The sequence below is a fragment of the Rhodonellum psychrophilum GCM71 = DSM 17998 genome, from assembly GCF_000381545.1.
Taxonomy (GTDB): domain Bacteria; phylum Bacteroidota; class Bacteroidia; order Cytophagales; family Cyclobacteriaceae; genus Rhodonellum; species Rhodonellum psychrophilum.
The window spans coordinates 77,525-101,900 of the sequence record NZ_KB906679.1 but is presented as its reverse complement, the minus strand read 5'-3'; the positions used below and the strand labels follow the sequence as shown (position 1 = coordinate 101,900).

General features: G+C 40.7%; 24 protein-coding genes. 4 read left to right on the top strand and 20 right to left on the bottom strand.

From position 1 onward, the window contains the following. Positions 1-76: 76 nt before the first annotated feature. The 4 genes from F824_RS26820 to F824_RS0112335 form a co-directional block, all read right to left on the bottom strand. The gene (locus tag F824_RS26820; protein WP_019598211.1) at positions 77-1,048 is read right to left on the bottom strand and encodes a FecR family protein; all 972 of its coding nucleotides are present in this window, start codon (positions 1,046-1,048) and stop codon (positions 77-79) included. A 113-nt stretch (positions 1,049-1,161) separates the two neighbouring features. Then, a complete protein-coding gene (locus F824_RS0112345; protein WP_019598210.1) occupies positions 1,162-1,689 on the bottom strand; it encodes a sigma-70 family RNA polymerase sigma factor in 528 nt (175 codons plus the stop codon). Positions 1,690-1,777: 88 nt separating this feature from the next. Continuing rightward, positions 1,778-2,053, bottom strand: a complete 276-nt coding sequence (locus F824_RS0112340; protein WP_019598209.1) for a hypothetical protein — start codon at positions 2,051-2,053, stop codon at positions 1,778-1,780. 11 nt (positions 2,054-2,064) lie between these two features. Then, on the bottom strand, positions 2,065-2,355 hold the full coding sequence (locus tag F824_RS0112335; RefSeq protein WP_019598208.1) for a hypothetical protein: 291 nt from the start codon (positions 2,353-2,355) through the stop codon (positions 2,065-2,067). A gap of 68 nt (positions 2,356-2,423) precedes the next feature. Between F824_RS0112335 and F824_RS28250 the strand changes: the two genes are divergently transcribed. Then, positions 2,424-2,612: a hypothetical protein gene (locus tag F824_RS28250; RefSeq protein ID WP_211218920.1), complete on the top strand. Its 189-nt coding sequence runs from the start codon at positions 2,424-2,426 to the stop codon at positions 2,610-2,612. A 37-nt stretch (positions 2,613-2,649) separates the two neighbouring features. Here F824_RS28250 and F824_RS0112325 read toward each other — a convergent pair whose 3' ends face one another. Both F824_RS0112325 and F824_RS0112320 read right to left on the bottom strand, forming a co-directional pair. Further along, positions 2,650-2,958: a winged helix-turn-helix domain-containing protein gene (locus F824_RS0112325; protein ID WP_019598206.1), complete on the bottom strand. Its 309-nt coding sequence runs from the start codon at positions 2,956-2,958 to the stop codon at positions 2,650-2,652. Positions 2,959-2,965: 7 nt separating this feature from the next. After that, complete coding sequence (locus F824_RS0112320) at positions 2,966-3,589, bottom strand: hypothetical protein (RefSeq protein ID WP_019598205.1); 624 nt, start codon at positions 3,587-3,589, stop codon at positions 2,966-2,968. A 366-nt stretch (positions 3,590-3,955) separates the two neighbouring features. Here F824_RS0112320 and F824_RS0112310 point away from each other — a divergent pair, with 366 nt between their 5' ends. Then, positions 3,956-4,627: an ROK family protein gene (locus F824_RS0112310; protein ID WP_019598203.1), complete on the top strand. Its 672-nt coding sequence runs from the start codon at positions 3,956-3,958 to the stop codon at positions 4,625-4,627. A 113-nt stretch (positions 4,628-4,740) separates the two neighbouring features. Here F824_RS0112310 and F824_RS0112305 read toward each other — a convergent pair whose 3' ends face one another. The 6 genes from F824_RS0112305 to F824_RS0112265 all read right to left on the bottom strand — a co-directional run bounded on the left by F824_RS0112305 (position 4,741) and on the right by F824_RS0112265 (position 13,985). After that, positions 4,741-5,388, bottom strand: coding sequence for an O-methyltransferase (locus F824_RS0112305; protein ID WP_019598202.1), 648 nt, complete (start codon positions 5,386-5,388; stop codon positions 4,741-4,743). Positions 5,389-5,395: 7 nt separating this feature from the next. Then, entirely contained in the window at positions 5,396-5,854 is a 459-nt protein-coding gene (locus F824_RS0112300; RefSeq protein ID WP_026333680.1) for a YybH family protein, read from the bottom strand. Positions 5,855-7,237: 1,383 nt separating this feature from the next. Further along, positions 7,238-8,245 (bottom strand): hypothetical protein, encoded by a 1,008-nt coding sequence (locus F824_RS0112285; RefSeq protein ID WP_019598198.1) that lies wholly within the window; start codon positions 8,243-8,245, stop codon positions 7,238-7,240. Between the two features lie 21 nt (positions 8,246-8,266). Beyond that, positions 8,267-8,764 carry an AAA family ATPase gene (locus F824_RS0112280; RefSeq protein WP_019598197.1) on the bottom strand — a complete coding sequence of 166 codons (498 nt, stop codon included), beginning with the start codon at positions 8,762-8,764 and terminating at the stop codon, positions 8,267-8,269. 266 nt (positions 8,765-9,030) lie between these two features. Continuing rightward, entirely contained in the window at positions 9,031-10,698 is a 1,668-nt protein-coding gene (locus F824_RS0112270) for a RagB/SusD family nutrient uptake outer membrane protein (RefSeq protein WP_019598195.1), read from the bottom strand. An 11-nt stretch (positions 10,699-10,709) separates the two neighbouring features. Then, the gene (locus F824_RS0112265) at positions 10,710-13,985 is read right to left on the bottom strand and encodes a SusC/RagA family TonB-linked outer membrane protein (RefSeq protein ID WP_019598194.1); all 3,276 of its coding nucleotides are present in this window, start codon (positions 13,983-13,985) and stop codon (positions 10,710-10,712) included. Positions 13,986-14,637: 652 nt separating this feature from the next. Here F824_RS0112265 and F824_RS0112250 point away from each other — a divergent pair. Next, entirely contained in the window at positions 14,638-15,744 is a 1,107-nt protein-coding gene (locus F824_RS0112250; RefSeq protein ID WP_019598191.1) for a Fic family protein, read from the top strand. A 373-nt stretch (positions 15,745-16,117) separates the two neighbouring features. Here F824_RS0112250 and F824_RS0112245 read toward each other — a convergent pair whose 3' ends face one another. The 4 genes from F824_RS0112245 to F824_RS0112220 form a co-directional block, all read right to left on the bottom strand. Beyond that, a complete protein-coding gene (locus F824_RS0112245) occupies positions 16,118-17,113 on the bottom strand; it encodes an MlaD family protein (protein WP_019598190.1) in 996 nt (331 codons plus the stop codon). Positions 17,114-17,115: 2 nt separating this feature from the next. After that, positions 17,116-17,847: an ABC transporter ATP-binding protein gene (locus tag F824_RS0112240; protein WP_019598189.1), complete on the bottom strand. Its 732-nt coding sequence runs from the start codon at positions 17,845-17,847 to the stop codon at positions 17,116-17,118. A 12-nt stretch (positions 17,848-17,859) separates the two neighbouring features. Further along, positions 17,860-18,633, bottom strand: a complete 774-nt coding sequence (locus tag F824_RS0112235) for an MlaE family ABC transporter permease (protein WP_019598188.1) — start codon at positions 18,631-18,633, stop codon at positions 17,860-17,862. Positions 18,634-19,208: 575 nt separating this feature from the next. After that, positions 19,209-19,835 (bottom strand): class I SAM-dependent methyltransferase, encoded by a 627-nt coding sequence (locus tag F824_RS0112220; RefSeq protein ID WP_019598185.1) that lies wholly within the window; start codon positions 19,833-19,835, stop codon positions 19,209-19,211. A 161-nt stretch (positions 19,836-19,996) separates the two neighbouring features. Between F824_RS0112220 and F824_RS26815 the strand changes: the two genes are divergently transcribed. Further along, positions 19,997-20,575 carry a C40 family peptidase gene (locus F824_RS26815; RefSeq protein ID WP_139189798.1) on the top strand — a complete coding sequence of 193 codons (579 nt, stop codon included), beginning with the start codon at positions 19,997-19,999 and terminating at the stop codon, positions 20,573-20,575. A gap of 430 nt (positions 20,576-21,005) precedes the next feature. On the opposite strand, the gene F824_RS0112205 is transcribed toward F824_RS26815, so the two are convergent. The 4 genes from F824_RS0112205 to F824_RS0112185 all read right to left on the bottom strand — a co-directional run bounded on the left by F824_RS0112205 (position 21,006) and on the right by F824_RS0112185 (position 24,375). After that, positions 21,006-21,935 (bottom strand): hypothetical protein, encoded by a 930-nt coding sequence (locus tag F824_RS0112205; protein WP_019598182.1) that lies wholly within the window; start codon positions 21,933-21,935, stop codon positions 21,006-21,008. Positions 21,936-22,235: 300 nt separating this feature from the next. Then, entirely contained in the window at positions 22,236-22,532 is a 297-nt protein-coding gene (locus F824_RS0112195) for a hypothetical protein (RefSeq protein ID WP_019598180.1), read from the bottom strand. After that, the gene (locus F824_RS0112190; protein WP_019598179.1) at positions 22,532-23,551 is read right to left on the bottom strand and encodes a DNA/RNA non-specific endonuclease; all 1,020 of its coding nucleotides are present in this window, start codon (positions 23,549-23,551) and stop codon (positions 22,532-22,534) included. The genes F824_RS0112195 and F824_RS0112190 overlap by 1 nt, the downstream gene beginning before the upstream one ends. Next, positions 23,548-24,375, bottom strand: coding sequence for a hypothetical protein (locus F824_RS0112185; protein WP_019598178.1), 828 nt, complete (start codon positions 24,373-24,375; stop codon positions 23,548-23,550). Before F824_RS0112185 ends, F824_RS0112190 begins: the two co-directional genes overlap by 4 nt. Position 24,376 lies beyond the last annotated feature (1 nt).

Here is a 24,376-nt window from a genome sequence, read left to right as displayed (position 1 = left end):
GGTGGTTCTGTTTTAATTTTTGAAGGAATTAGAAGTGGACAAATTGATGGGGCTGGTGGTACAGCCCCATCTTCGTTTAATTGCAGTTTTTGAATTGAATGTTTACTTTTTTGGCATCGATCTGGTACGTCATTGGAAGTGAATACTGAATGGCTTGGAGGAGATTTTCGAGACTCATGTTCAGATAAGTGCCTGAAATTCTGCAGGTATTGTTTGGTGATAGGTTGTGCTCTATTTGAATTCCATACCAAGCATCCAGTACCTTTACCAACTTGAATAAATCGCTGTTCTCGAAGACTATTTTGTCTTCGGCCCAACCAAAAACCAAATCCCGATTGGTGATTTGCTGAACTCTTCCGGCACCTATTGAATAGATCAGCTGCTGGTCTTTGTGAAGTTCAAATTTGGTTTGTGCATTGCTAACGCTGACTTTCCCGGTTTTTACGGAAACTTTAGTTTCTTCGAGACCAGCCGTTTTGATGGTGAAAGAAGTGCCCAACACTTCCGTGGTCAAACCATCGGTTTGGACCCTGAAGGGCAAATTCGGATTGGCCACCACTTCAAAAAATGCCTCTCCTTCCAGTTTCACGAACCTGTTGTTTGAAAAATTCCGATCAAATTCTATCGTGGTATTGTGAAACAATTGGATCCTGGAGCCATCAGGGAGTCTGATCTTCTTTACCATTCCGACCCCGTTCTCCACTTTTTGGAAAGCGATTTTATCGGAGAAATCCACTTTTGGTTTTTGGGTAAGTTCAGATAAAACAAACCCCAATCCGATGACCATCACAACAGAGGCCGCTATACCAAATATTCTTTTGATATTCCGATTCCCGGCATTTGGAGCGTTGGAAATCCGACCTCGCTGTATTTTGTTAAAAAGTTCTTTCCTGATAAGCGATTTTGTACGCCCCTTAAAATCCTGAATCAGAAGTTCGTCTTCTTCTTGATGATCATACCAATCGTTGACAGCATTGAATTCCTGTGGGGAAGCCTGACCTCTCAGGACTTTTTGAATGTGTTGTGCTATGGATTTTTCCTTTCTCATCTCTTGAGTCTTCCTCTATAGAGTGCTCAAAACACAAATTCACTACCTCTCAAAATCTTTATTGAATTGTTATCAATTTGATGGGTTTGTTAATGAATACTTAATCGGGAAAATCAGAGATTGATAAAAAGCAAAAACCCAGGGGCAAGATGTTTCATTTCCGCTCTGACATATGTCAGGGATTTGGAGAGGTGATTGTGAACAGTCTGTTGGGAAATCCCGAGTTTTTCAGCGATTTCATCTGAAGAAAACCCTTCCAATCTGCTCATTTGAAACACAAGCCTATTTCTAGGTGGCAATTTGGCAATCACCACCTCCAATTGATGGTAGAGGTCTTCAAACCCCAGCACATCAACATCCAAATAGGGAACATCGGCGCCTTCAATTTCACGCGCCCTTTTTTCCCTTGCCTTGTCCATATACTTGAGCACCCGATACTTGACCGCAGTGAGCAGATAGGCTTTGAGGGTAGATTGGATGGTGATTTCAGTTCTCCTTTGCCAGATATCGATAAAAACTTCCTGGAGCAGATCTTCCACCACCTCCTGTTCCCTGATTCTGCTGAAAGCCGATTTGTACATTATCTCCCAGTATTCATTGAAAATACGCTCAAACTGAAGATCGTTTTGAATCAACAACATGGATTTATTTGATAAAATGGGAATGGTTTAATTCCCTAAAAGTAAGGCTATACTCCTTTTGGGCTTTCGAAATGAAGTTATGTTATCATTAAAAAAAATCATCAATCATCTCCCCTAGGTCACTTACCCCTAATGTGAACATGAAAATGGCTATGCCTAAAATGATTTTTACCAAAAGCGGAATTGTAAAAGCGAATCTCTCCTTGAGCCAACCTGCGGCCGGAGGCAAATAGACCAAGGAGAGTAGCAGATACACCAAGCCTGGCACAGGGTGGACCAAAATCAGATTCAGGACACCTACTGTAAAAACAAGTATTCCAAATACCCAAACGAATATTGGTGTGTGTTTGCCCTGAATTTTCATGGGTTTCCAATTTAGGATCCCGCAAAAGGGGTTCCGAAGATCCCGACTGCGAGTTCTGCCCAAATGAGGAGGAGTCCCAACAGAATCACCCCAATGATGGCGATTCTGGTGTTCAGGTTTTTCACATTTCTGATGATAAATTCACTCAGCAGTCCTGTACCGAGGAGCAGCACGCCCATGACCACAAAGTCCAACAGCGTCCAGGCCACTTCCTCTGTAAACTGCATTGCGATCAATGGAAGGAGCAATAGAAATGCTACAGCGAGTACAATGCCGATCAATCTTTTGTTTTTCGTTTTCATCAATTTTCTGGTTTTAATATGCGTGTTAAGTATTGTTATTTATGGTCAATCGTCAAGCATTTCATATCATGGCCATCTTTTCGGACCATTCCCCTACTCCCATTGCTGACCGGGCAATGAAGATGAATAGGATATTTATCATCCGCCCCCCGGCTTCCAGCCCTTTGTATAGCCAATTGGTAAGCAGTGGCAGAATAGACGATCATCCGATTTTCATTTATTCCATACGCTTCAATACTTATAATATTACCATATAAAGTACTTTGAAATTCAAAGTTGAGTGTCAAAAAAATATCAACCCTCCTTTCTATTGTTCAAAATGAGCTGCTCCAGTGCATCCAAATGGTTTTTGAAAGCTTCACGACCTTGATCCGTTGCTTGATAGGTGGTATTTGGCTTCCTACCCACAAACTTTTTCTCCACTACCAGATAAGACGCTTCCTCCAAGGCCCGCAAGTGACTGGCCAAGTTGCCATCCGTCAGCTCCAGCGTTTCTTTGAGCGTACTGAAATCCACGCGCTCTTCCACCATCAGGACTGACATAATGCCCAGCCGCACCCTGCTTTCAAATGCCTTGTTGATATTTTCAAGATAATCTTTCACGGTCCTGCTAGCGTTCGTATTTGAAATACACCAGCGCACCATACACGATGTGTAGGACACCAAATCCAAGCGTCCAAGCCAACAATCCAAAGCCCAGATAAAAGCTTGCAAACAAGCCCAATAGTATTTCCAAAATCCCCAGATAGCGAATATCGCTGACGGTATACTTACTGGCATTCAACAAGGCGCAACCATAAAATAGCAGCATCACGGGAGCCACCAAATACGGCAATTCATGGTAAAACAGCGCTGCACAGAAAATCCCACCTGCAGCCAAGGGAATGGCCAAGTTGACCAACATGCGTTCGGACTTGCTGTCCCATACCTGATGGCTCTTTCTTTTGGCATTGCGTGCAGTGAAATATATCGCCGAACTGACCGCGAGCAAAAACACGCCTGCCGCTATCGAAAGGACAAATACGATGGACTCACTTGTCAACTCGCGCCCGAGTGTCTCGCGATACTGGATATCTTCTTCAAGGAAATGCCATCTTACAAGCGCTGCTCCCAAGAGTGCCGACAGCCCCGCTGCCACACCAGAAAGCCCACTCAATGAAATAAAGCGGGAAGAACGGTCCATGATATTCCGGATCTCGTGCAGGGTTGCTAATGGGTCGTGCTGCTTGTTCATATTGAAAGTACTTTGCGATTCAAAGTTAATAAAAAATTCAAATGATCAAACGATTGTTGGTTTTTAGAACTAAAAAAAGGATAAAACTTTGCATCTCGGTGCTTCACGTTCTCCTCTATTGATCAGCAAGCCATGCAATCGACCCTCCATTTTGAAGAATTCGAAATCGCAGGAGGTGGAATCCCGCATCCTCTTCATCCCAGAAAGGGTGAAAGCGCAGTCCCGACAAGTCAATATTAATTCTCTATTTTTCAATATATTACTGGAGGACATGATTTATTTAACCTAATTTTTGATGTGGATATCAAAATTGAAGTTTATTTTAGCACACCATTCAATGTTCCACCCATTTAAAATTTTTACGATTTGAAACTACTCGTCATCGATATCGGAGGTACCAACGTCAAGGTTAAGGCAAACAATGAGGATGAAAGAAGGAAAATTCCTTCCGGAGATTTCATGACCCCTGAAAAGATGGTCGCTGCCGTTTTGGAAAACACCCAAGATTGGGAGTTTGAAGCCATTTCGATTGGCTATCCGGGTGTAATCAAAAAAGGAAAAATCATGACCGAACCCAAAAACTTGGGCGAAGGTTGGACTTCTTTTGATTTTGATGCCGCTTTCGGAAAACCGGTGAGAATCATCAACGATGCCGCCATGCAGGCTTTGGGTTCATACGAGGAAGGCGTTTTGCTGTTTTTGGGCTTGGGAACAGGACTTGGATCCGCCATTGTATTTGATGGAACTGTCCTCCCGCTTGAATTGGCACACCTTCCCTACCGAAAAGGCACCTACGAAGATTACATTGGTTTACGGGGTTTGGAAAGGATGGAACAGGAAAAATGGCAGGAACATGTATTGTCCATCATCAAAAAATTCAGCGCTGCATTCCTGCCCGAGGATATCGTCATCGGTGGCGGAAATTCCAAATTGCTTACAAAAATCCCAAAAGGTTGCCGCTTAGGAAACAACAAATTGGCTTTTGAAGGTGGCTTTAGGTTGTGGGAAAACACCTTTCGCAAAAAAGAAGTCCAGTAAGGGTCAATGAATAGGGTTTCATGGAGCCCTATTCATGTATAAAAGATTGTCTTTTTTTCCTCCCCTCCTAAAAAAATTGATAACGGCAGTATTGGACCATTTCTCTTCCCGCCCTATTTTTTGCGGCTGATAGAGATTCCTGAAGAACTGCTCCTGTCCACTGTGGTTTCATATCCCGGATGATCCTTAACATACTCCATAAATGTGCGGATTCCACCGATATTGTTCAAGACATTGTGTGCCGTAAATCGTCCTCCTTTTTTGAGCTTTGGATCGGTATCCTTGAAATATTGGACATACCAATCCTTGTCTGCATCCGAAAAGACAAAATCGAAAGGCCCTTCAAGTTCTTTCACGATTTGATGGGCATCTCCTAATCTGAAGTCCACAAAATCAGAAAGTCCCAAAGCCTCCAGTTTTTTGATGGCTTCCTTTTGTCTCCTTTCATCCATTTCCAAAGTGATCAATTTCCCACCGGTTTTGCTGAGTGCCCAGGCAATCCAAATGGTCGAATGCCCCGTGGAAGTGCCGATCTCCAAGGCGGATTGGTAATTGTTGTCCATGATGAGCTTGTACAATACCTGCCCATCTTCATAGGGAATATTCAGGTCACGCCATTGCCATCTATTTTGCTCCAAGAATTCTTTTACACGGGCATCTCTGGATTCTTGGCCTTTCATATTTTGTGCATAGGCAATTGTTCCAATGCTGATTACGAATAAAAATATCAAAATGGCTTGAATGTTGAAAGTTGATTTCATCTCTGCGTTAGTTTTGGGTTGAAGTGGGCAACATGTTTCTGATTCCAGTGATTTTCCACCGTCCTTCGGTGAAGACAGCCAGGAAGGTACTCCACATTTTTCTGGTGGGGCCATCCGGATTTTCGATTTCATACCGGCAATCCAAAATGGCTGAAGCCTGATCCAGCAAGCGAATTTTATCAACGATCAAGTTTCGGCTGCCGGGATTGGCCGCGGAACTCCTCATCATCCCATCAATCGCCTGATCGATGCCTGTTCTCCATTCCCCAGAGGAAACCAACTGATCGATTTCAGGGGTCAAAATGGTCTTGAGCAATAAAGTATCCTTGTTGTCCCTGGCCTCGTTGTATTGCTCAATCAATGCATAGAGCTCCTTGCGGATATCTTCCTCCAGTATTCCTTGCTGCGCAAATAACGATTGAGTAGTCAAATTCAGCACTAGAATAACAAGAGCAAAATATTTCATAGTATATTGATTTTATGTAACTTATATTGATTTGAGTAGTATTTAATTTAAATATGAATTGGATTAAAAAACCATATTTCAATTTAAGGATTTTTGAAACAAAAACAGCCATTTGCCATTGGGAAGTCCTTCTACAAATCCAAGATTGGCCGGATCAATCCCATAATTGTTCAAACTTTATTTCTTAGCAGGCTTTTCTTGTTCAATTGGTTCTGAATATTTTCACGCAGCGGGCGCTAAGTGTTTCGCAGAGTAGGCAAAGATTTTTCGCTCTCTGGAAATTGATTTTCCTTGATGAAAATGGTTGAAATTTCATCTCTCAGCGGGCTTTTCGATGTTCTCCGCGGACTTTGCGTGAAAAAATAATTCTGAATATTTTCACGCAGAGGGCGCTAAGTATTTCGCAGAGTACGCAAAGATTTTTAGGGAGACCAGAAATGGATTCCGGAAAATGATAACTATTGATATTTTATCTCTTGGCGAACTTTGCGTGAAAATTGGTTTTGGAATATTTTCACGCAGAGGGCGCTAAGTATTTCGCAGAGTACGCAAAGATTTTTAGGAAGACCAGAAATGGATTCCGGTAAATGATAACTATTGGGATTTTATTTCTTGGCGGACTTTGCGAAGTTCTCTGCGGACTTTGCGTGAAAATTGGTTTTGAAATATTTTCACGCAGAGCGCGCTAAGTGTTTCGCAGAGTACGCAAAGATTTTTAGGAAGACCAGAAATAGATTCCGGTAAATGATAACTATTGATATTTTATCTCTTGGCGAACTTTGCGAAGTTCTCTGCGGACTTTGCGTGAAAATTGGTTTTGAAATATTTTCACGCAGAGCGCGCTAAGTATTTCGCAGAGTACGCAAAGATTTTTAGGGAGACTAGAAATGGATTCCGGCAAGTGATAACTATTGGGATTTTATCTCTTGGCGGACTTTGCGATGTTCTCCGCGGAATTTGCGTGAAAAAATAATTCTGGATATTTTCACGCAGAGCGCGCGAAGTGTTCCGCAGAGTACGCAAAGATTTTTAGGGAGACCAGAAATTGATTCCGGTAAATGATAACTATTGGGATTTTATCTCTTGGCGGACTTTGCGATGTTCTCCGCGGACTTTGCGCGAAAATTGGTTCTGAATATTTTCACGCAGCGCGCGCGAAGTATTTCGCAGAGTACGCAAAGATTTTTAGGGAGACCAGAAATGGATTCCGGCAAATGATAACTATTGGGATTTTATCTCTTGGCGGACTTTGCATGAAAAATTGGTTTTGGAATGAATACGTCTTCTTGCATGAAAGCGAAAATCCATAAATAATTTTTGAAATTTATCAACAAAGGAATTGGGATCTATTCTGAGGATTTTTCATGCTTTTTCTTCCATCCACTACATTGAATCCTTGTATTTCATAGCCAATTCGAGATAGCCCTTTCCTTTGAGTAGATGTAGCGATTTTGACTTGGTGTGGCTTGCCGATTGCGCATTGAGCAAATGTACTTTTGCCCTGACATTGGCCCGAAGACATTTGAAATAGTTAAAAATCTCCTTGTCAAGGGCTTCCGGAAAGCATGGAAAAACAGCATTATAAACCCTCAATAACTTCTTGGCCAATTCAGGTTTTCCAAAAAATTCCAGATCCATGTAAAGAAATGCGATTTCATACAAGATATCGATCTGTCGGTATTCATCCGAAAATTCGATGCAATCAAAAAGAATGGGTTTCTTGTACAGGAAAATATTGCCGCTGTGAAGATCACCGTGGACATCCCGCATATACCCCTTCTCTATCCTCTGGCGAAATCTCGCTTCGTTTTTGGTCAAAAAAGCATCGCTCCATGCCACCAATTCCGGTATCCATTCCTGGTATTTACCATCCAATTCCTTGGTGGCGATTGCTTGGATGGACATCAAATCGTTGAAAACCCCCTGAGCTGACCCAAGTTCAAATGGCCGCTTGACTTTCACAGAGGCATGGTGAAACAAGCCCAATTGCCCGGCCAAAATGGAGATTTCATCTTCGGTGACTTTGTTTTTAGACAAAAGGATATCCATTCGTTTTCCACTAACCAGTCTTTTCATGACCACGGCATAGTCGATCACTTCCCCGGCAAAGCCTCCAATTTCCCATTGGTCTCCATTTCGCCTGATGGGAAAAGCATTGAGGTAGATGGGGGAAAATCGGCGGTTGAGCTCCACTTCCTTTTCGCAATATTTTCTCCTCAAGGCAAGGGTCGAATAGTCCAAAAAGGAAAGTTTCAAAGGCTTCTTGATCTTGAAGGCATGCGTAGCGCTGAGAATCACCCAGGAAATATTGGTTTCTTCCAATGTTCCATTTATGGGTTTGTCCATAAAAAAACCCTTGGCCATCAATTCCCTAACCTCTTCCTGGTCCATCTTGTCTTTTTCTTTGCTTCATCAATTGACTTTTTCCAAAAAATGCTTTGCTTTTTCAAGATTCTCCTCCAAATTCTCATTCGTGGATTGGATCAATAAATGGGGCTCCGACAAAGGATCAAACTCTCCTTTTATCTGATAGTGAACCGCCAGATCGGCCTCGCTGTCTTCCCTGGGCATGGAAAGTCGCTGTCCAATCAGGGTATCTTCTGCCTCTACCAGAATGATGAAAACCTCGAAAGAAAGGGTTTTGGCCATGCAGATTGCCATATCCCGCATGAATTGAAGGTAAAAAGTACCATCCATGACCACATCTTCCCCCTTGATAAGCAGCTCCTTGGAAGTCTTGATCATTTCATTGTAAACGGAAATCCTGTTTTCGATCTTGTATTTTCCCAGCAAACCCATTTTTCTCCGAAGTTCGTCACTGCCCACATACACCGCCCCGAGCTGCTTGGCCAATCTCCTTGCAAAATAACTTTTCCCTGATCCGGGCAATCCCATCACAATAATCAACATAGCGGACACTCCTCCTGAGGTTTAGATTTAAAAAAGAGCCTTAAAAAAAACCAAAAAACAGACTCCAATCCCTTGTATTTTAAAAATAAAAGAATCGGTTTCCCGAATTGAATATAATTATATAAAGTTTAAATATAAAAAATAAGCATGTTTTTTAGCCGGAATTTTATAAAAAATATAAAAGCCAAATCCGATTACAGCACATCCCATAAAAAAAAAAGGGTGACCCAAAAAAGAGCCACCCTTCTCAAAAAAATCAAAGAGCACTAATATCCTGGGTTTTGAAGGACATTCTCAGCACCTACCATATCGATATACAATTGCGGAATCGGGAAATATTCATGTTTTCCTTTTTGGAACTTGGCGTTGGTCAAATGGGATCTGAGTGTTTTTTCCTTATCGAAATAAGCATTCATCACCTGATCCGCAATATCCCATCTGACCAAGTCAAAGAATCTATGCCCTTCCATGGCCAATTCCAGCCTTCTCTCCAATCTAACGGCTTGTCTTGCAACGGCGGCATCGGTCCAAGAAGCTGAATACACCTCAATTGCATAATTGGCAGCCGGTGCGTTTCCTCCAAGATTTTTGACCACTTGAGAGGATTTGGCCCTTTGCCTTACCAAATTCACGGTCTCCCTAGCACCTTCCAAATCACCCAATTCTACCTGTGCTTCTGCTTTCCATAGCAACAGATCGGCATACCTGATGATATAATAATTGAGTGAACTGATATACGGCCACACCTTTACCTGAAAATTGGACAGTGGTGAAACTATTCTCTTCTTTGGCGAAAATTGACCATAGGTCGCAAGATCCCTGGCCCAATTGGCTTGATACAATATATCAAGATCCAAATAGGGTATTCCCGGCCTTCCCACAGTATGATCCAATCGGGGGTCGACGAAATCGGAATTGCCATTTGAATCAAGCAAAGGCATTCCGCTTTCATTTGTCCGGAAACTGGCAATTAGATTTTGACTTGGCCGATGAAATCCATATTGGGGATAATGGGGACCTCCTGGTGCCGAAAGTCTGTCACCGATGGATCCATTGAAATGCCTTGGCTCTCCATCGTTGACAGAATGCTGGACAGCAAAGATGATCTCGCGGCTATTGTCATTCTCCGGTAAAAAAACATCTCTAAAATCGGCATGAAGTTTATACTTCCCCGAACTGATCACTTCATTGGAAGCAGTCAAGGCCAATTGCCATTTGGATTGGAAAACGTACGTTTTGGCGAGATAGGCCATCGCAGCCATTTTGGTTGGCCTTCCTGCATCGGATTGCTCCATTGGCAGTAGACTTGAAGCTGCATTGAAGTCCGCTTCAATTTTTCCCCACAAGGCTTCGTCCGTAAGACTTTTGTTTCCCACATAAAAATCCTGAATCTCCACCACCGATTCATCGATGAAAGGGACGTTTTTGTAGATTTTTTTCAATTCGAAATAATAATGCCCTCTCAGAAACTTGAGTTCTCCTTCCCTGATCGATTTCAAATCCGTATCAAATGTTTCTGAATCTTTCAAAAGATTCAATGCATAATTGGTTCTTTTGATCCCTTCATAGAGCGCCAACCATTTTCTTTGCACATCTGTGATCACCGGGGTGGTATTGAATATTTCCAGTTGGTGAATCTGGTTTTGGTCGCCGGTTCCTCCCCCACCTTTGTAGGCATCGTCAGAAACCACGTCCCCGAAACTCCAATTGGAAGCAGGAGAGTTGAATCCACTTGTGGCATTGTCAAACTGACCGTTTAGGCTGCTGTAGGCTGCGATGATGGCGCGTTCAATATTTTCGGGATTGGACATGTTGGAGGGAGATACCTCACCATAGGGCACTTCCTCCAAATAATCAGAAGAACAGGCCAGAGACGTACCCAATATTCCAATAAATACCAATAGCCGGCTGAAATTATAGCGTTGATTTTTCATTCTTTCTTAATTTAAAATTTGACATTGAAACCTACCATAAAAGTCCTGGATGGAGGATAAACACCCCTGTCAACTCCAATATCCAAGTTTCTACTGTTGGAAGAATAATTCTGAAGTCCGATTTCAGGTGTCATTCCTGAGTAGTTGGTGATGGTAAATAAGTTTGAAGCCTGTGCATACAACCTCAATTCCATGTTTTGAAAAGCGCTTGCAGGAAAACTATAGCCCAATTGAAGGTTGTTCAACTTCAAGAAAGATGCATTTTCAAGGTAATAGGAAGACGGTCGGATGTTTTCATTCGGATCATCCAGACTCAGTCTTGGAATTCCGGTTTGTGTATTCTGCGGAGACCAGGCATTTATGATGTCGCTGGACTTGTTGTAGGCAGATTGGTTGAAAAACAAGGTTTTGTACTTGGTCAGGTTGTAAATCTTGTGCCCCAGAGAGGCATTGAAGAACAATGCCATATCAAATCCTCTGTAATACAGGTTGGTATTGAATCCAATGATCGCTTTCGGATGTGGAGAGCCGATAGCTGTCCTGTCTTGGGCATTGATCAGGCCGTCGCCATTGATATCCTTGAACTTCAAATCACCTGGACGCGCATTAGGCTGGAGGCCATAGGATGCAATTTCTTCTTCGCTTTGAAAAATCCCGATCGCATCATATCCAAAGAAGGTGCCGATAGGCTGTCCTGCAAGCGTTCGCGAAACTTCCTGGCCAAAATTGACACTGTGTAAAGAAGAGGCGGGAATACCCAAATAATTCACTCCGGGATTCAGCTCCACCAACTTGTTTTTGTAGAAGGAATAATTCAAGCCTACATTGTAAAATACATTTCCGGCTTGGCCGCTGTATTTTGACCCAAGTTCAAATCCATGGTTTCTCATTTTACCACCATTGGTCCAAACGCCATCATTTGTTCCTCCATAAGTCGGCGGGATGGGCGCATAAATCAATAGGTTGTCCGTGGTTTTATTGAAATAATCGGCCGTGATCACCAATTTATTGTCAAACATTTCCAAATCGATTCCCACACCGCTTTGGGTGGTCAGTTCCCAATTCAGATTGGAATTGGCTACACGGGTCTCCACAAGGCCAATGGATACATTTTCCTGTGCACCATCGATGGCATAATTGGAATAGTTGATGTTGTTCTGAAAACTTGCCAATGTGGAATAAGTGGGCACCTGCTGGTTTCCGGTCCGGCCCCAACTCCCCCTTATTTTCAACTCATTTACCTTTGGTCCAAGATCAAGAAAATCTTCTTCGCTTAAGCGCCAGCCTGCTGAGAAAGCTGGAAACACATCCCATTTATTGTTTGCCAATCTTGAAGTACCGTCATACCGCAATGTGGCTGAAAACAGATATTTGTCTTTTAGGGCATAATTGGCCTTTCCAAAGAAGGAAAGTAAATTCCATTTGCTGGCGCTCCCTGAGTTTTGCTGGTTTTGTGTACCGTAACTTAAATATTGAAAATTGGGATCTTCATACAGAAAGCCTTCTCTGGAAGCGCTTTTTAGTTCTGCATAATTTTCAATCGATTCCTGGCCCAAAAGAAGATCCAAGGTACTGTTGCCGAATTTCTTATTATAATTCAGGGTGTTTGTCCAAGCCAATTGATAATAGAAAGAACTATTGTCGGACAGGCTGTTGACAACCCTTTGCGAAAGCAACTCATTGTAAATCGGCGCAAAAGACCGTTGATTGAAATTTTCAAAATCAAGCCCAAAATTGGACCTGAAATTCAGGTTGTCATTGATTTTCACATCCCCATAGACATTTCCCATCAACTTGATCCTGTTTTTGGTATTGTCTTTTTGTCTGAAAAGATTGCCCAGAGGATTGCTGATATCGTTGAGTGGATTGCCACCGAAGCTTCCATTGATATCCCTTACCGGAACAATGGATGGAAACTGAAACGCATCATAGACAATACTCCCTAAAGAACTATTGGTGGCCACATCATTGGTCTTGGTCAAAGAGGCCGTGAAATTTTGACCGATGTTCAGGAATTTTTTGAGGGTATATTCTGAGTTGTACCGAAGGGAGTACCGGTCAAAACCTGTGTGTTTGATGATACCATCCTGATTGAAATAACCAAGCGACAAGACATGGTTGGAATCTTCTCCGCCTTTTGCCACCGTCAGGTTGTAGGATTGCACGGGAGCCGTTCTGAATATTTCATTGACCCAATCCACATCAGCGGAAGGAATGGTTTGGTTGGCATTGAGCCATTGGGGAATCCTTGGGTTCAATGGATCTTTCCCATACACATCCGAAGCAGGAGTTCTTCCATCATTGATGCTGGCTTTCCACAATTGATCCCCATATTGCTGTGCCGAAAGCATTTTGGGAAGGTTAAATGCCTGTTGAAATCCAGTATAAGCATCTAGTGTAATCGTAGGTATGACCGACTTCCCTTTTTTGGTGGTGATGATCACCACACCATTAGCGGCTCTTGAACCATATATCGAAGAAGCCGCAGCATCTTTCAATACCTGAAGGGACTCAATATCCTGAGGATTGATGGAATTCAGTCCATTGGAAACCGGTGTTCCATCGATTACATAAAGTGGGTCATTGTTGTTCACTGTCCCAAAACCCCTGATTCTAATGGATACATTCCCACCTGGTCCATTGTCCGACAAGACCTGGACGCCAGGAGCCCTACCCACAAGCATCGATTCCACACTTGCCACGGGTAAGGATTTAATTTCGTCCATATTGACGATGGCCACAGCACCTGTCAGGTCCTTTTTGCGCTGGACATCATAACCCAAAATCACGAACTCGTCCAATAAGGCTCCCTCATCTTCCAAGTTGACCGTGAAAAAGGTTTGATTCCCAATTTGAAGGGTTTGGGCGGTATAGCCCAGATAAGAAACCACAATTTCCCTGCTTCCCTCTGGCACCAAGAGGGTGAAATTTCCGTCAAAGTCGGTGACCGAACCGATATTGGTCCCTTTCACAATCACGGTGGCTCCCACGATGGGCTCGTTTCTTTTTAAATCAATGACTTTTCCCTTGATTTCCTGTTGCACCAAGCTTGTCTTGTTCAGGATTTGGACATTTGCACTTTCTTTTGCCTCTGCCTGAATTTCTCTGGGATTTAGTATATTCCCTCCCCTCTTTTCGGTTTCTTCGAAACGCGTTTTGTCCTGGTTGGAGTCCTGCTCACTTGATTGATTTGCGAATACCCACTGGGAAAAAACCAGTTGCAGCGCCAGAATTCTGAAAGTGCTTTTTGCGTAAAACACCATTCGTTTGGGTAACTTTTTTTTCATGGTTCTCAAAATTGAAATTTTAGTGATGGTTTTTGGTTTTTAGATCAATTGCTCCTGGGTTTAACCCATGCGCATTCACTCCCACTCTCTTTTTTAAAGAGGGATTTGAAAGCGGATTCTCCGCTTTTGGCCAAAAAGAAATCAGCTATTTTGGGTTATTTGAAGGAAGAAATTGGCAAGCCTTCCTGGAAACAAAATCACTTTTTGGTTTTGTGAATGCTTAAATAATTCCTCAAAATTAGATGAAAATGGCGCTAGAGCGATGAAGCGAAAATTAAGTTTAAAAGACGTTTTGGATCCATTCTGCGGCCTTTGATCATATTTTCTTCATTTAAAAAAATTGGATTTCAGGATGGACTTTTTGCGCTACTTGGCGCCTCCACAGATAATACGCTGGTGGATACCCACATGGATATTTGACACCCATCTTTGTGCAATTCGTCAATATTACCATTGGCCTAAACCTTGGTGGTTTTCGACTTCATGCCACTCCGCAATTCACAAAACCTTCTTTATGCCAGAAGGTATTGGCGGGGCCAAAAATAAAGGTGCGGAGAATAATGATCATTTAGGACGCATTTTATGCGGAGATAATTTTTTCATGCGGAGAATAAACCTTATTTTCACCGCATAATACGCGGAGAAAAAAGATATGTATTTATACAACAACCAGAATTGGCCAATTTTTATATGGAATAGCGAGAAACTTCTATCCTTACTTTCCCATGTCAGAAACAGACAAGGCAGGTTAATAGGCAAAATGGGAGCCTTGGGATTTGAACTTCGCAATGAAGCCAATCTCGAGATTTTAACACAGGAGATTATAAAATCGACTGAAATAGAAGGTGAATTTCTAGACAGAGAACAAGTAAGATCATCCATTGCAAGACGATTGGGACTTGATATATCAGGATTGGTTTTTTCTCAACGTAATGTTGACGGAATTGTGGATTTGATGCTTGATGCAACCAAAAATTATGACCAAGATTTGAACAAGGATCGATTATTTTCTTGGCATACCTCCTTGTTCCCAATGGGACAAAGCGGGATGTATAAAATCATTTCAGGAAACTGGCGTGAGGATTCAACAGGACCGATGCAGGTAGTTTCGGGAGCGTTGGGAAAAGAAAAAGTGCATTACCAAGCTCTTCCAGCGGCTCAGATTGAAAATGAAATGCGAATTTTCTTAGATTGGTTTAATTGGGATCAAAATACTGATCTTGTCATGAAAGCTGCAATTGCACATTTGTGGTTTGTGACAATACATCCCTTTGAAGATGGAAACGGAAGAATCTCAAGAGCACTAAGTGAGATGTTACTGGCGCGTTCCGACGAACAATCATATAGATTTTATAGTATGTCAACTCAAATTCGAAAAGAACGAAATTCCTATTATGACATATTGGAAAAGACCCAAAAAAGCGGATTGGATATTACCAACTGGCTAGAATGGTTTTTGAATTGTTTAATACATGCGATAGAAAATTCTGAAAAGCTTCTTGAAAAAATAATTGACAAACACGCATTCTGGGTAACACATGCAAGGGTCAATATAAATGACAGACAAAGAAAAATTCTGAATATGCTGATGGAGGATTTCGAGGGAGTGCTCAACACTACAAAATGGGCTAAGATTGCAAAATGCTCCCAAGACACCGCTTTGCGTGATATTCAGGACTTGATTGAAAAAGGAATTTTGGTGAAAGGTTCACCAAGAGGCCGGAGTACCAATTACGAACTGAAAGCAAATGCAGAATAAAAATCACCGACCACATACAGCGTGAATCAAATTTCTGCCTTCTCCATTTAACCCGGTAGTTGGGGGAAAAATCGACATCTTAGGTCAATTTACATTTTTGAGAAGGAGACCCTCTCGCAGGACATTCCCTCATCAAAGCCAAATGGATTGAACCCGAAATATGCAATAGGTTTCCAAATGGGATTGAAACTGAAAGAAAATCAGACTATTGGGAGAATAATTCCTGACACCAAAAGGGTTTAGTCAAAAATAGTCAACATCGAATTGATTACCTGATCATCGGTAAATTAAAATATTAAATGGAGTTCGTAATGCATAAAACGGGTTGAATAAGAGCACAGAAAATTTGGAACGTACCAAAAAAATCATTTTCCTAATTGCTATTTCCAGCCTCCGCCTCCTTTTCCTTCGCTTTTAGTCTCTCCTGTCTTCTAAAATACCGACGGAAAAGAAAATTGGTTTTGAGCGCTTCCATGTTTTGGTTGAATTTGTCTGTCCCTTCTTCTATATTCAGCGCGGTGTTCAAAATCGATTCCCGCATCATGGAATCCCTCAGAATCAATCCGGTGGTCCCTTCCCCCTTTTCCATGGCAATCACCATCGTTTTCACTTCCTCCAGCAACAATTCAGCATGGGTACTCGCTTGCCCGATTTGTTCCAGAGAGGTGATCAGCTGATTGGACAAAATCGAATCCATAAAAAGGGTATTGACCAGACCGCTTCCCTGCTCGAGTCTTTCGACAAGATTCCTCCCAGCCAGCGTCATGGCATTGGCATTCGCTCCTGTTCGCCGGAATTCCCTGACGGAATTTCTCAAATCCTGGGTAAGGACTGTATCCGAAAGAAAAGCCCAAAAATTCTCATTGCCGTTCAATTTAGAAGTAATTTCAAAGAGATTCAAAGAAGTTTTTTCGACGATCATGCTGGTTGCATTCAGGCTCCTGAAGATGTCATCCGTATCGATCGGGGTTTGTGAGAAAATGACATCGCCTTCCTCAACGGGCTCGGCCACCTCTTTCTGGGGAAGGATGTGGATCAATTTATTGCCCATCAATCCATCGGTACCGATGGTGGTGATCGCATTTTTCTTGATAAAGGGCTTCATATTATTGTTGATGAGCATGCTGATGTAAATGGAGGTATCATTGGCCATGTCGATCGACTTCACCGTGCCCACATCCATGCCCATGAATCTTACATTGTTTCCCACCACCAATCCGTTGACGTTTTTGACTACGGCTCGGAGGTTGAAGGTGGAACCGAACAGGTTCTGGTTTTTTCCAATCATATACAGGCTGAAAAGCAGGAAAAGTGTTCCCGCAATCACGATCAAGCCTACTTTCGAGTTTTCTATCGTATTCTTTTTCATGGTCAGGCAAAAAACTCCCGGATTTTGGGATCGGTGGATTTTTTAAGATTATTGAAGGTATCATTGGCATAACACCTTCCTTCGATCAACATGATGACACGGTTGGAGGTAATGTTGATACAATTCATGTCATGCGAAATGATGATCGACGAAGCATTGTATTTCTTTTGCACTTCTATCATCAAATTGCTGATTTCCCGTGCGGTGACCGGATCCAGACCCGTGGTGGGTTCATCGTAGAGAATGATGGTTGGTTTCAGGATCAGGGTGCGCGCCAGGGCAATCCTTTTCCGCATTCCGCCGGACAACTCCGCCGGCATCATATCGATGGTATGGGCCAGTCCAACATCCTCCAAAGCCTCCAAAACCGCCATTTCGGATCCCCTTTCCCGTTCTTCCTTGCTCCAGTGCCTGCGCAACGGAAACTCCAGGTTTTCCCGGACGGTCATCGAATCATACAAGGCATTGCTCTGGAAAAGAAACCCGACCTTGGCCCGCAGGATATCGAGTTCCTCCTGATCCATGTCCTGAATCGATTGATCCAGGACGATGATCTTGCCCGTATCAGCCGGCATCAGGTTGATGATACATTTGATCAACACCGACTTACCCGAGCCCGATTTCCCAAGGATCACCAGGTTTTCGCCGGGCTCCAATTCCAAGGAGAAATTGCGGAGCACATGGTTGTCTCCAAAGGATTTGTTGACGTTTTCTACTTTCACGACTGGATCCATTATAGATTCGGTTTAAGTAAATCCCAAAAGATCCGTGATCTGAACGGCGATCAGGTCAATGACAAAGACCAGAAGCGAGGCCACCACCACGGCAGAAGTAGCAGATCTTCCCACCCCTTCCGTCCCTTTCTTGGAATTGTATCCTTTATAACAGCCGATAATGCCGATGGCAAAACCGAAAAAGAAAGTCTTGATCAGGGAAGGAATCAGGTCACCATAACTCAAGGCATCGAAAACTTGGGTCCAGTACAAATGCCAGCTTACATGGCCACGGATGTTGACGCCGAGATAGCCCCCATAGATCGCAATGGCGTTGGAGAGATTGGAGAGCAGGGGCAACATGACGGTTGTAGCCACCACACGGGTGACTATAAGGTATTTGAAGGGATTGGTACCCGAAACTTCCATGGCATCGATCTGTTCTGTGACCCGCATGGACCCCAGTTCAGCCCCCATGCCCGAGCCGATCTTGCCTGCGCAGATCAGGGCGGTGATGACCGGGGAGATTTCCCGCACCAGGGACACCGACACCATCGCCGGCAACATCGACTGCGCGCCAAATTCCACCAGTGTGGGCCGAGATTGGATCGTCAGGACCAGTCCCATGATAAATGCCGTCAGCCCGACCAAGGGCAGTGTCTTGTACCCCACCCAGAAACATTGGTGCAGGAATTCATCAAACTCCTGTTTGGGCTTGAAAAATTCCCTGAAAAATCGCCGGGTAAATTGATAGATTTCACCAACCTCAGTCAGAAATTCATTGTTCAGTCCTATGAAATATTTCATATCCTGTCTCTCTCTAATGATTTAAAAATAGTCCCTTCACAGCCGGAAAAGACTTCTCTCTCCGGATAATTATCGGCAAATACCAAAAGCCTTACCGCCCATCAAACTTCCAAATGGGCCATAAAAGAATCCCATCCATCAAAAAAGACCTTTCCCAATCAAAATCATCAGAACCGGGATTTGGCCAATTCCTAAAAACACACTTCATGTGGAATGCACAATTGAAAATAGATATAAATTCTCTAAAAAAAAACAGCATTAACTAATGACCAAAATATTCGGAGAAGGGTAATTTGACATTAGGGATGTCAGATTCGGGCAAAAGGGGGATTTGGAATCGCGTTATTCGACAATTAGAATGTCGAATGCAGAAAAATGGGGATTTGAATTCTTTTTTTGTGGAACCATGACCAGGATTGCAAATCCTGAAATATCTGTATTTCGAGATTTTTAAACGTAAACAGTAGGGATCATGGGTCGTAGAGAAAAATGGTTGGATGCTTGTTGCTATGGATTTTTTTTACTTTTCTTAAGGGAAAAAGCATTTTTCCGGTAAATCAAGTAAAGGGAAAACCTTATTTAACAGCCTTAATGACGACAAAACTCCCTTGACCGTAACCTTTGATAGGTTTTTCGATTTCATTTTCATCCGGTTTGGCCAAAGTCTGCCAGAAGTCAAAATCATGAAAACCGGATTGCTTCAGCAATTCCGTTATTACTTCGGTGGAATGAAAATGAGCCTCCTTATAAAATTTGCTTGAAGATTGTCCTGCTTGGTATTTTTTACCGAGTGCGCTGTTTTTGTCAATGATGGCGACGATGATTTCTCCCTTTGGTCTTAGAATGCGATGAACTTCCGAAAATGCTCTTGGGATGTCAGAAATAAAACAGACGGTCGTCACCATCAGGGCAAAGTCGAAGCTTTCATTTTCAATCGGAAGATTTTCGCTATATGCGGTGTAAATGTGTACACCTCGCTTTTTAGCCATCCTTGCCATATTCGCGGAAGGTTCTACCCCAAATTTAATGTGTAAAGTTTCCGCAAAACGGCCAGTACCCACACCGATTTCAATACCTGATTTATCTTTCGGAAGCGCTTGTTGAATGGCCAGAATTTCCGATTGGTAAATGCATGGATGCTCCTCAAACCAGCGATCGTATTCCAAGGTGTTTTGGTCAAATGTTGTTTCTTTTTTACCCATTGTTTCAGATTTTTAGAAATAAGCATATCGTATTGTCCTATCAAATGGAGCAAATCCACCTCTCCTATCCTGTTATTTCCTCGGAATTTATCTCTATTGATCAAAAAACGATTTGTGGCACAATTAAAGCTATCCTTAAAGTTCGACCAAATTATTTTAATATGCAGCGGTATTTAAAGTTGATTTTTAAGGGTATCAAGAGACTTAACCAGCAAAGAATCATTTATATGTTGGTGGCCGTTGGCTTCTTGGTGGTCTTGGTCCGGAATCAATCCGAAGCCAACAAAACCAACTCAGCTGCTGCCCAACAAATTTTTTTATATGACAATGCAATTGACACCAAAACTGATTCTCTGATAACTTACGCCTTGTCCATGAAAGGAATTCCCTACGCCTATGAAGGCAAATCGTTGAATGGATTTGACTGTTCGGGGTTTATTTACTTTGTTTTCAATAAGTTTGGGATCGAAATTCCCGCCGGTTCTGCCAACCAGTTTTTGGAAGGCACTCCGGTGGACGAAAGTAATCTCGCCAAGGGTGATCTGGTTTTTTTCAAAGGATATGAGAATGACAGTGACCGGGTCGGGCATGTCGGCATCGTGTTCTCAACAGAGGATGAAATCTTTTTTGTCCATAGCTCTTCAGGAGGCGGCGGCAGAGGCATTACCACCAACAGTCTGGAACACCCGCAATACAGGGCAAGATTTTTAGGAGCAAGAAGGGTGATTTCAACTCTTTAACCCAAAATATGCATCCGGTTTCCAAATGGGCTTGAAAATTCAATAAAATCAGACTATTGGGAGAAAAAGGGCTGGTGCCAAGATGGTGAAGTCAAAAAAACCAAACTCCTAACTGATTATTAGAGAATTACGGGTGGCAATGTACAATAAGGGTTAAAATTGGACTAAGGATTATAGGATTATTGGGTCTCTTGCTGTTCGACATTTGCAATTTCGGATTCAGATAAAAGGGGATTTGCATTCCTTCTTCGTGGGAATATGATTGGGGTTTCAAATCTTGGGATATTTAAAGTGATAAAAATAAAATCTCCAGAAATGAGTGACAATACTACCACACCTTTATGTTTTATTTATCTAAAAGTGCTAAATCATCATGTTTTTTAAGAAAAGACTTCATCGCATCTTTAACTGGAGGTTCAACAAGGAAATCTCAAAATCGCAGTCGAAGCATTCTCCAACGTTTCGCCAAATGTCCATTTCTTCGTTCATTTGGGCAAAACCAAATCCACAGTAATCCCCACCTTTGATGTTGACCATCTTTTGTTCTATTACGAAACGCACAAGCTCCCACAATTTCACCTTTATCTCCAGTAAATAAAAATCCATGGGCATCAATATCTTCCTTTCCATTATGACTCCATTGTACAAAGTTATTATGAAACTCTCTCTTAAAAGCAAGTGCTCGATTATACATTTCTTTGTGTTTCCAACACGATGAGATGAAGGAAACATGTTCTGCTTCAATTCTATCTTTCTGAAGTTCCAAAAGCATTATTGGAAGGGGATCAGGTTTCAACCAGGATAAACGTCTTTTGTGTTCTTTTCGATGTAAAAAACTTGACTCTGGATCTCCCTTTTGACATTCAAAACCACAATCATCACAAACTACTCGCCTTATTTGTGGACGTTTTCGATATTTTGGCGCACGAATTCTCAACATTAGAGTTTCTTGGTTTTCGTCATTTTTGTAAAGTGAAAGTATGAAACCATTGGATATTTTAAAAGCATCTATAGGCTCAGTAGACAACAAAGGTTTGTCAGAAAAGAGAATAATATCATCTGTTTTATAACGATATTTTGTGTACCAAAAGAATTCCAATTCGGCAGATGAAAAAATGGTTTTCGAACGTGCAACAAAGGTTGGCAAAAGTATCTCAACAAATCTTTGGGTATTTATTTGGAGACCCATTCGTTCTAACATATTAAGTAAGAGCACAAAATTTTCCGGCCTTATCGCTTCAAAACTTGAAACACCACTAGCAATTACCTTAGGGCGATAACTAACATATTCTAAAGAAATTTCAAAAATTTTCAGAAGTTCATCAAAATGAAATCGATAATCGTCAAATGGACTATCCATTAAATTGATTATCTCTTCAATTTATTGGATAGGAAAATCCAACCTTTTTTCATTTTTTTGATGAAAAGTTTTTCAGCCTGATGGAATCTTGGATTACTTGGCACTTGCTGTAGCGCTTCCCAAACATTTTGAATTGTTGCTGATTCGATCTTAATTTCCATTATATAAATAATTAATCGTAATTTAATTAATTTAAAAAAATTAATTAAATAAAAATAAAATATTATAATTAAGCACATCATGAGTCCTAATCATAAAAGAAAAGAATAACAATCTTTCAATTATAATCGCAGTAGATTTTCATCTGGAATGCTCTTCTGCAAATTCTTTATCAAAATCAAATTTCATAGACACACCATTTTTGTCTAATCTTATCACCAACCTATTGTCTTCAGGAAATCGATTAATCTTTTCATTTTTGACAAAATTAAATATTTCAATCATTTCCTCTTTACTAAATTCATAGTCTTGTATAATGTTATTTTTTAATAATCGGCATCTTAAAAATGGCTCATAATATTGACATAATATATCAATATTATTTCTAAGCAATTCTTCCTTATACTTTGCTTGTAAATCTTTTATAATTTTATCCATTAGAAAATATTATTATTAAATAATTCCGTAGTCCGCTTACCATCAATTTCATATGTAACATTAATAAAATCTGGTCTTTTTGAATTCGAATTATAAACTGGTTCAATTTTATAATTGACCTTATTTCCTTTTTTTATTGCATCTAACCATACCCTTTCCATTTCGAACCAGCCTCCTCCTGGACGATTAAGTTTTTTTGACATTGGGATATAGTTATACATCTCAGATCCACCCCCCAATCGATTTCCGATAAAATGGCCTCCATCATCTTTATAGTCAGGATAGCCAGCTTTAACTCTGGAAATTTGCCCGTTTTCAGTATGAGCAACCGCATCCTTATACTTCTTTGAAAGACCTTGTTGAACGTTATTTCTCAATGGTGTAGGTTCAAAAATCGGAGGCACAAAAGTACCTGAAACTTCTTTATATTGACCAATTTCATTTGTGACGTATTTATGCCCTCTGATTTTGTATGGAATATGAGGTATCATATATTTCTCGGCCAAAAATTCATTAAGTTCAAGGCCACCTTTTCCGGGTTTGGCTATTATAGCTGTTTCCGAAATTTCCGCAAGAACACTTCCATTTTTTTTACTTTTTAAAAGGATTCTTTCACCTGCTTCTGTAAAAAAATATTTTTCTTTAAGAGCAACTTCTCCTAACTCAGCCATTAAATCAGAAAAATATTTAACTATAAGGTGATTATTTCTTACCGGTGAATTACCCATGAGTTCAAGAACTTTTACCGCTAAGGTATTATTAATTATTACATCATTTAAAGCTGGATTATTTTCAATATTTTTAGCTAATCTTTTTAATACTTCATCGTCATTTTCTTTTAGTAATTTTTGGAAAACATCATCACCCAATGAATTTTTCAAAAAATTAGACTGAGTTGGAGAAACAATATTTTCTATTAATTTGACACTTTTTTTTAATCCTTCTCCACCCATTTCCCGAGCTGTATTTTTACAAGAAGCAAGAAAAATTACTACTACAATAGTTAAAATTGTTTTCATTTTTTTAAATTATTATTTACTTTTTCAAAAAAAACATTTGAATTTTCATTAAGATCAGGCAAAATATAAAACTGCTTTTCATCAAAAGAATATAAACTATTTATTAAATATTTCTCTAGGTTATTACTAAAACGAATACTTTGAACAAGAGGATAAATAATTAATACTACTAAGCATATAATCTTTATTTTACCTAATATCCCATTTACACTTGGTATAAATAAACCAATCAGACTACTCAATAGAGGGAATAGGAATAAAGGCCCAAGAACAAGATCAATTATTTCAGGAACTACTTCATGAACAACCATTTCCTGAATTTTTGAAACAGTTTGAATAACGATTTCAGAATTTAATTCAATAGAACTTAGTGATTTAAGTTGAATTTCTAATCCATTTTGATTGCTTTGAATGCCAGTTGCGTTTTCAATAATTTCAAGTCTCTGTTTATTTATTGTTTCAGTGTAATTATTAATTTCATTTTGAACATAAGTTTGAAATGCAGTAGTTCTAAAATATTTTTCAATTCTAGATTTCCACCTTGACTCTTTTTTAATACTGCTTTCAAAAAAATAGATAGTTTCTCCCCAAATTCCAAAAAAACCAGTTTCTTCATCGATAAATTTTTTACTCTGATCTATAAAATATTTTTTAACTTTTATATTTAATTCTTCTTGAAATTTCTCATGTTCCTCAAATTCATATTCTTTCAACTTTACACTTAAAATATTATTTTGCTGATCAGATCTTAAAATCTGACCATTAATGTTATTGCTTAAAAAAAACAAGTAAATAAATTGTAGTAAAATAAAAGATATTTTCATT

What these genes read in the sequence shown, in the direction of transcription:
- F824_RS28250 (WP_211218920.1), top strand. Translation starts at nt 2,424, where the DNA reads ATGGCCATCTTTTCGGACCATTCCCCTACTCCCATTGCTGACCGGGCA.
- F824_RS0112265 (WP_019598194.1), bottom strand. Translation starts at nt 13,985, where the DNA reads ATGAAAAAAAAGTTACCCAAACGAATGGTGTTTTACGCAAAAAGCACT.
- F824_RS0112220 (WP_019598185.1), bottom strand. Translation starts at nt 19,835, where the DNA reads ATGGGTAAAAAAGAAACAACATTTGACCAAAACACCTTGGAATACGAT.
- F824_RS0112280 (WP_019598197.1), bottom strand. Translation starts at nt 8,764, where the DNA reads ATGTTGATTATTGTGATGGGATTGCCCGGATCAGGGAAAAGTTATTTT.
- F824_RS0112335 (WP_019598208.1), bottom strand. Translation starts at nt 2,355, where the DNA reads ATGAAAACGAAAAACAAAAGATTGATCGGCATTGTACTCGCTGTAGCA.
- F824_RS0112190 (WP_019598179.1), bottom strand. Translation starts at nt 23,551, where the DNA reads ATGAAAACAATTTTAACTATTGTAGTAGTAATTTTTCTTGCTTCTTGT.
- F824_RS0112285 (WP_019598198.1), bottom strand. Translation starts at nt 8,245, where the DNA reads ATGGACCAGGAAGAGGTTAGGGAATTGATGGCCAAGGGTTTTTTTATG.
- F824_RS0112300 (WP_026333680.1), bottom strand. Translation starts at nt 5,854, where the DNA reads ATGAAATATTTTGCTCTTGTTATTCTAGTGCTGAATTTGACTACTCAA.
- F824_RS0112305 (WP_019598202.1), bottom strand. Translation starts at nt 5,388, where the DNA reads ATGAAATCAACTTTCAACATTCAAGCCATTTTGATATTTTTATTCGTA.
- F824_RS0112205 (WP_019598182.1), bottom strand. Translation starts at nt 21,935, where the DNA reads ATGGATAGTCCATTTGACGATTATCGATTTCATTTTGATGAACTTCTG.
- F824_RS26815 (WP_139189798.1), top strand. Translation starts at nt 19,997, where the DNA reads ATGCAGCGGTATTTAAAGTTGATTTTTAAGGGTATCAAGAGACTTAAC.
- F824_RS0112240 (WP_019598189.1), bottom strand. Translation starts at nt 17,847, where the DNA reads ATGGATCCAGTCGTGAAAGTAGAAAACGTCAACAAATCCTTTGGAGAC.
- F824_RS0112245 (WP_019598190.1), bottom strand. Translation starts at nt 17,113, where the DNA reads ATGAAAAAGAATACGATAGAAAACTCGAAAGTAGGCTTGATCGTGATT.
- F824_RS0112195 (WP_019598180.1), bottom strand. Translation starts at nt 22,532, where the DNA reads ATGGATAAAATTATAAAAGATTTACAAGCAAAGTATAAGGAAGAATTG.
- F824_RS0112320 (WP_019598205.1), bottom strand. Translation starts at nt 3,589, where the DNA reads ATGAACAAGCAGCACGACCCATTAGCAACCCTGCACGAGATCCGGAAT.
- F824_RS0112235 (WP_019598188.1), bottom strand. Translation starts at nt 18,633, where the DNA reads ATGAAATATTTCATAGGACTGAACAATGAATTTCTGACTGAGGTTGGT.
- F824_RS26820 (WP_019598211.1), bottom strand. Translation starts at nt 1,048, where the DNA reads ATGAGAAAGGAAAAATCCATAGCACAACACATTCAAAAAGTCCTGAGA.
- F824_RS0112340 (WP_019598209.1), bottom strand. Translation starts at nt 2,053, where the DNA reads ATGAAAATTCAGGGCAAACACACACCAATATTCGTTTGGGTATTTGGA.
- F824_RS0112345 (WP_019598210.1), bottom strand. Translation starts at nt 1,689, where the DNA reads ATGTTGTTGATTCAAAACGATCTTCAGTTTGAGCGTATTTTCAATGAA.
- F824_RS0112270 (WP_019598195.1), bottom strand. Translation starts at nt 10,698, where the DNA reads ATGAAAAATCAACGCTATAATTTCAGCCGGCTATTGGTATTTATTGGA.
- F824_RS0112250 (WP_019598191.1), top strand. Translation starts at nt 14,638, where the DNA reads ATGTATTTATACAACAACCAGAATTGGCCAATTTTTATATGGAATAGC.
- F824_RS0112185 (WP_019598178.1), bottom strand. Translation starts at nt 24,375, where the DNA reads ATGAAAATATCTTTTATTTTACTACAATTTATTTACTTGTTTTTTTTA.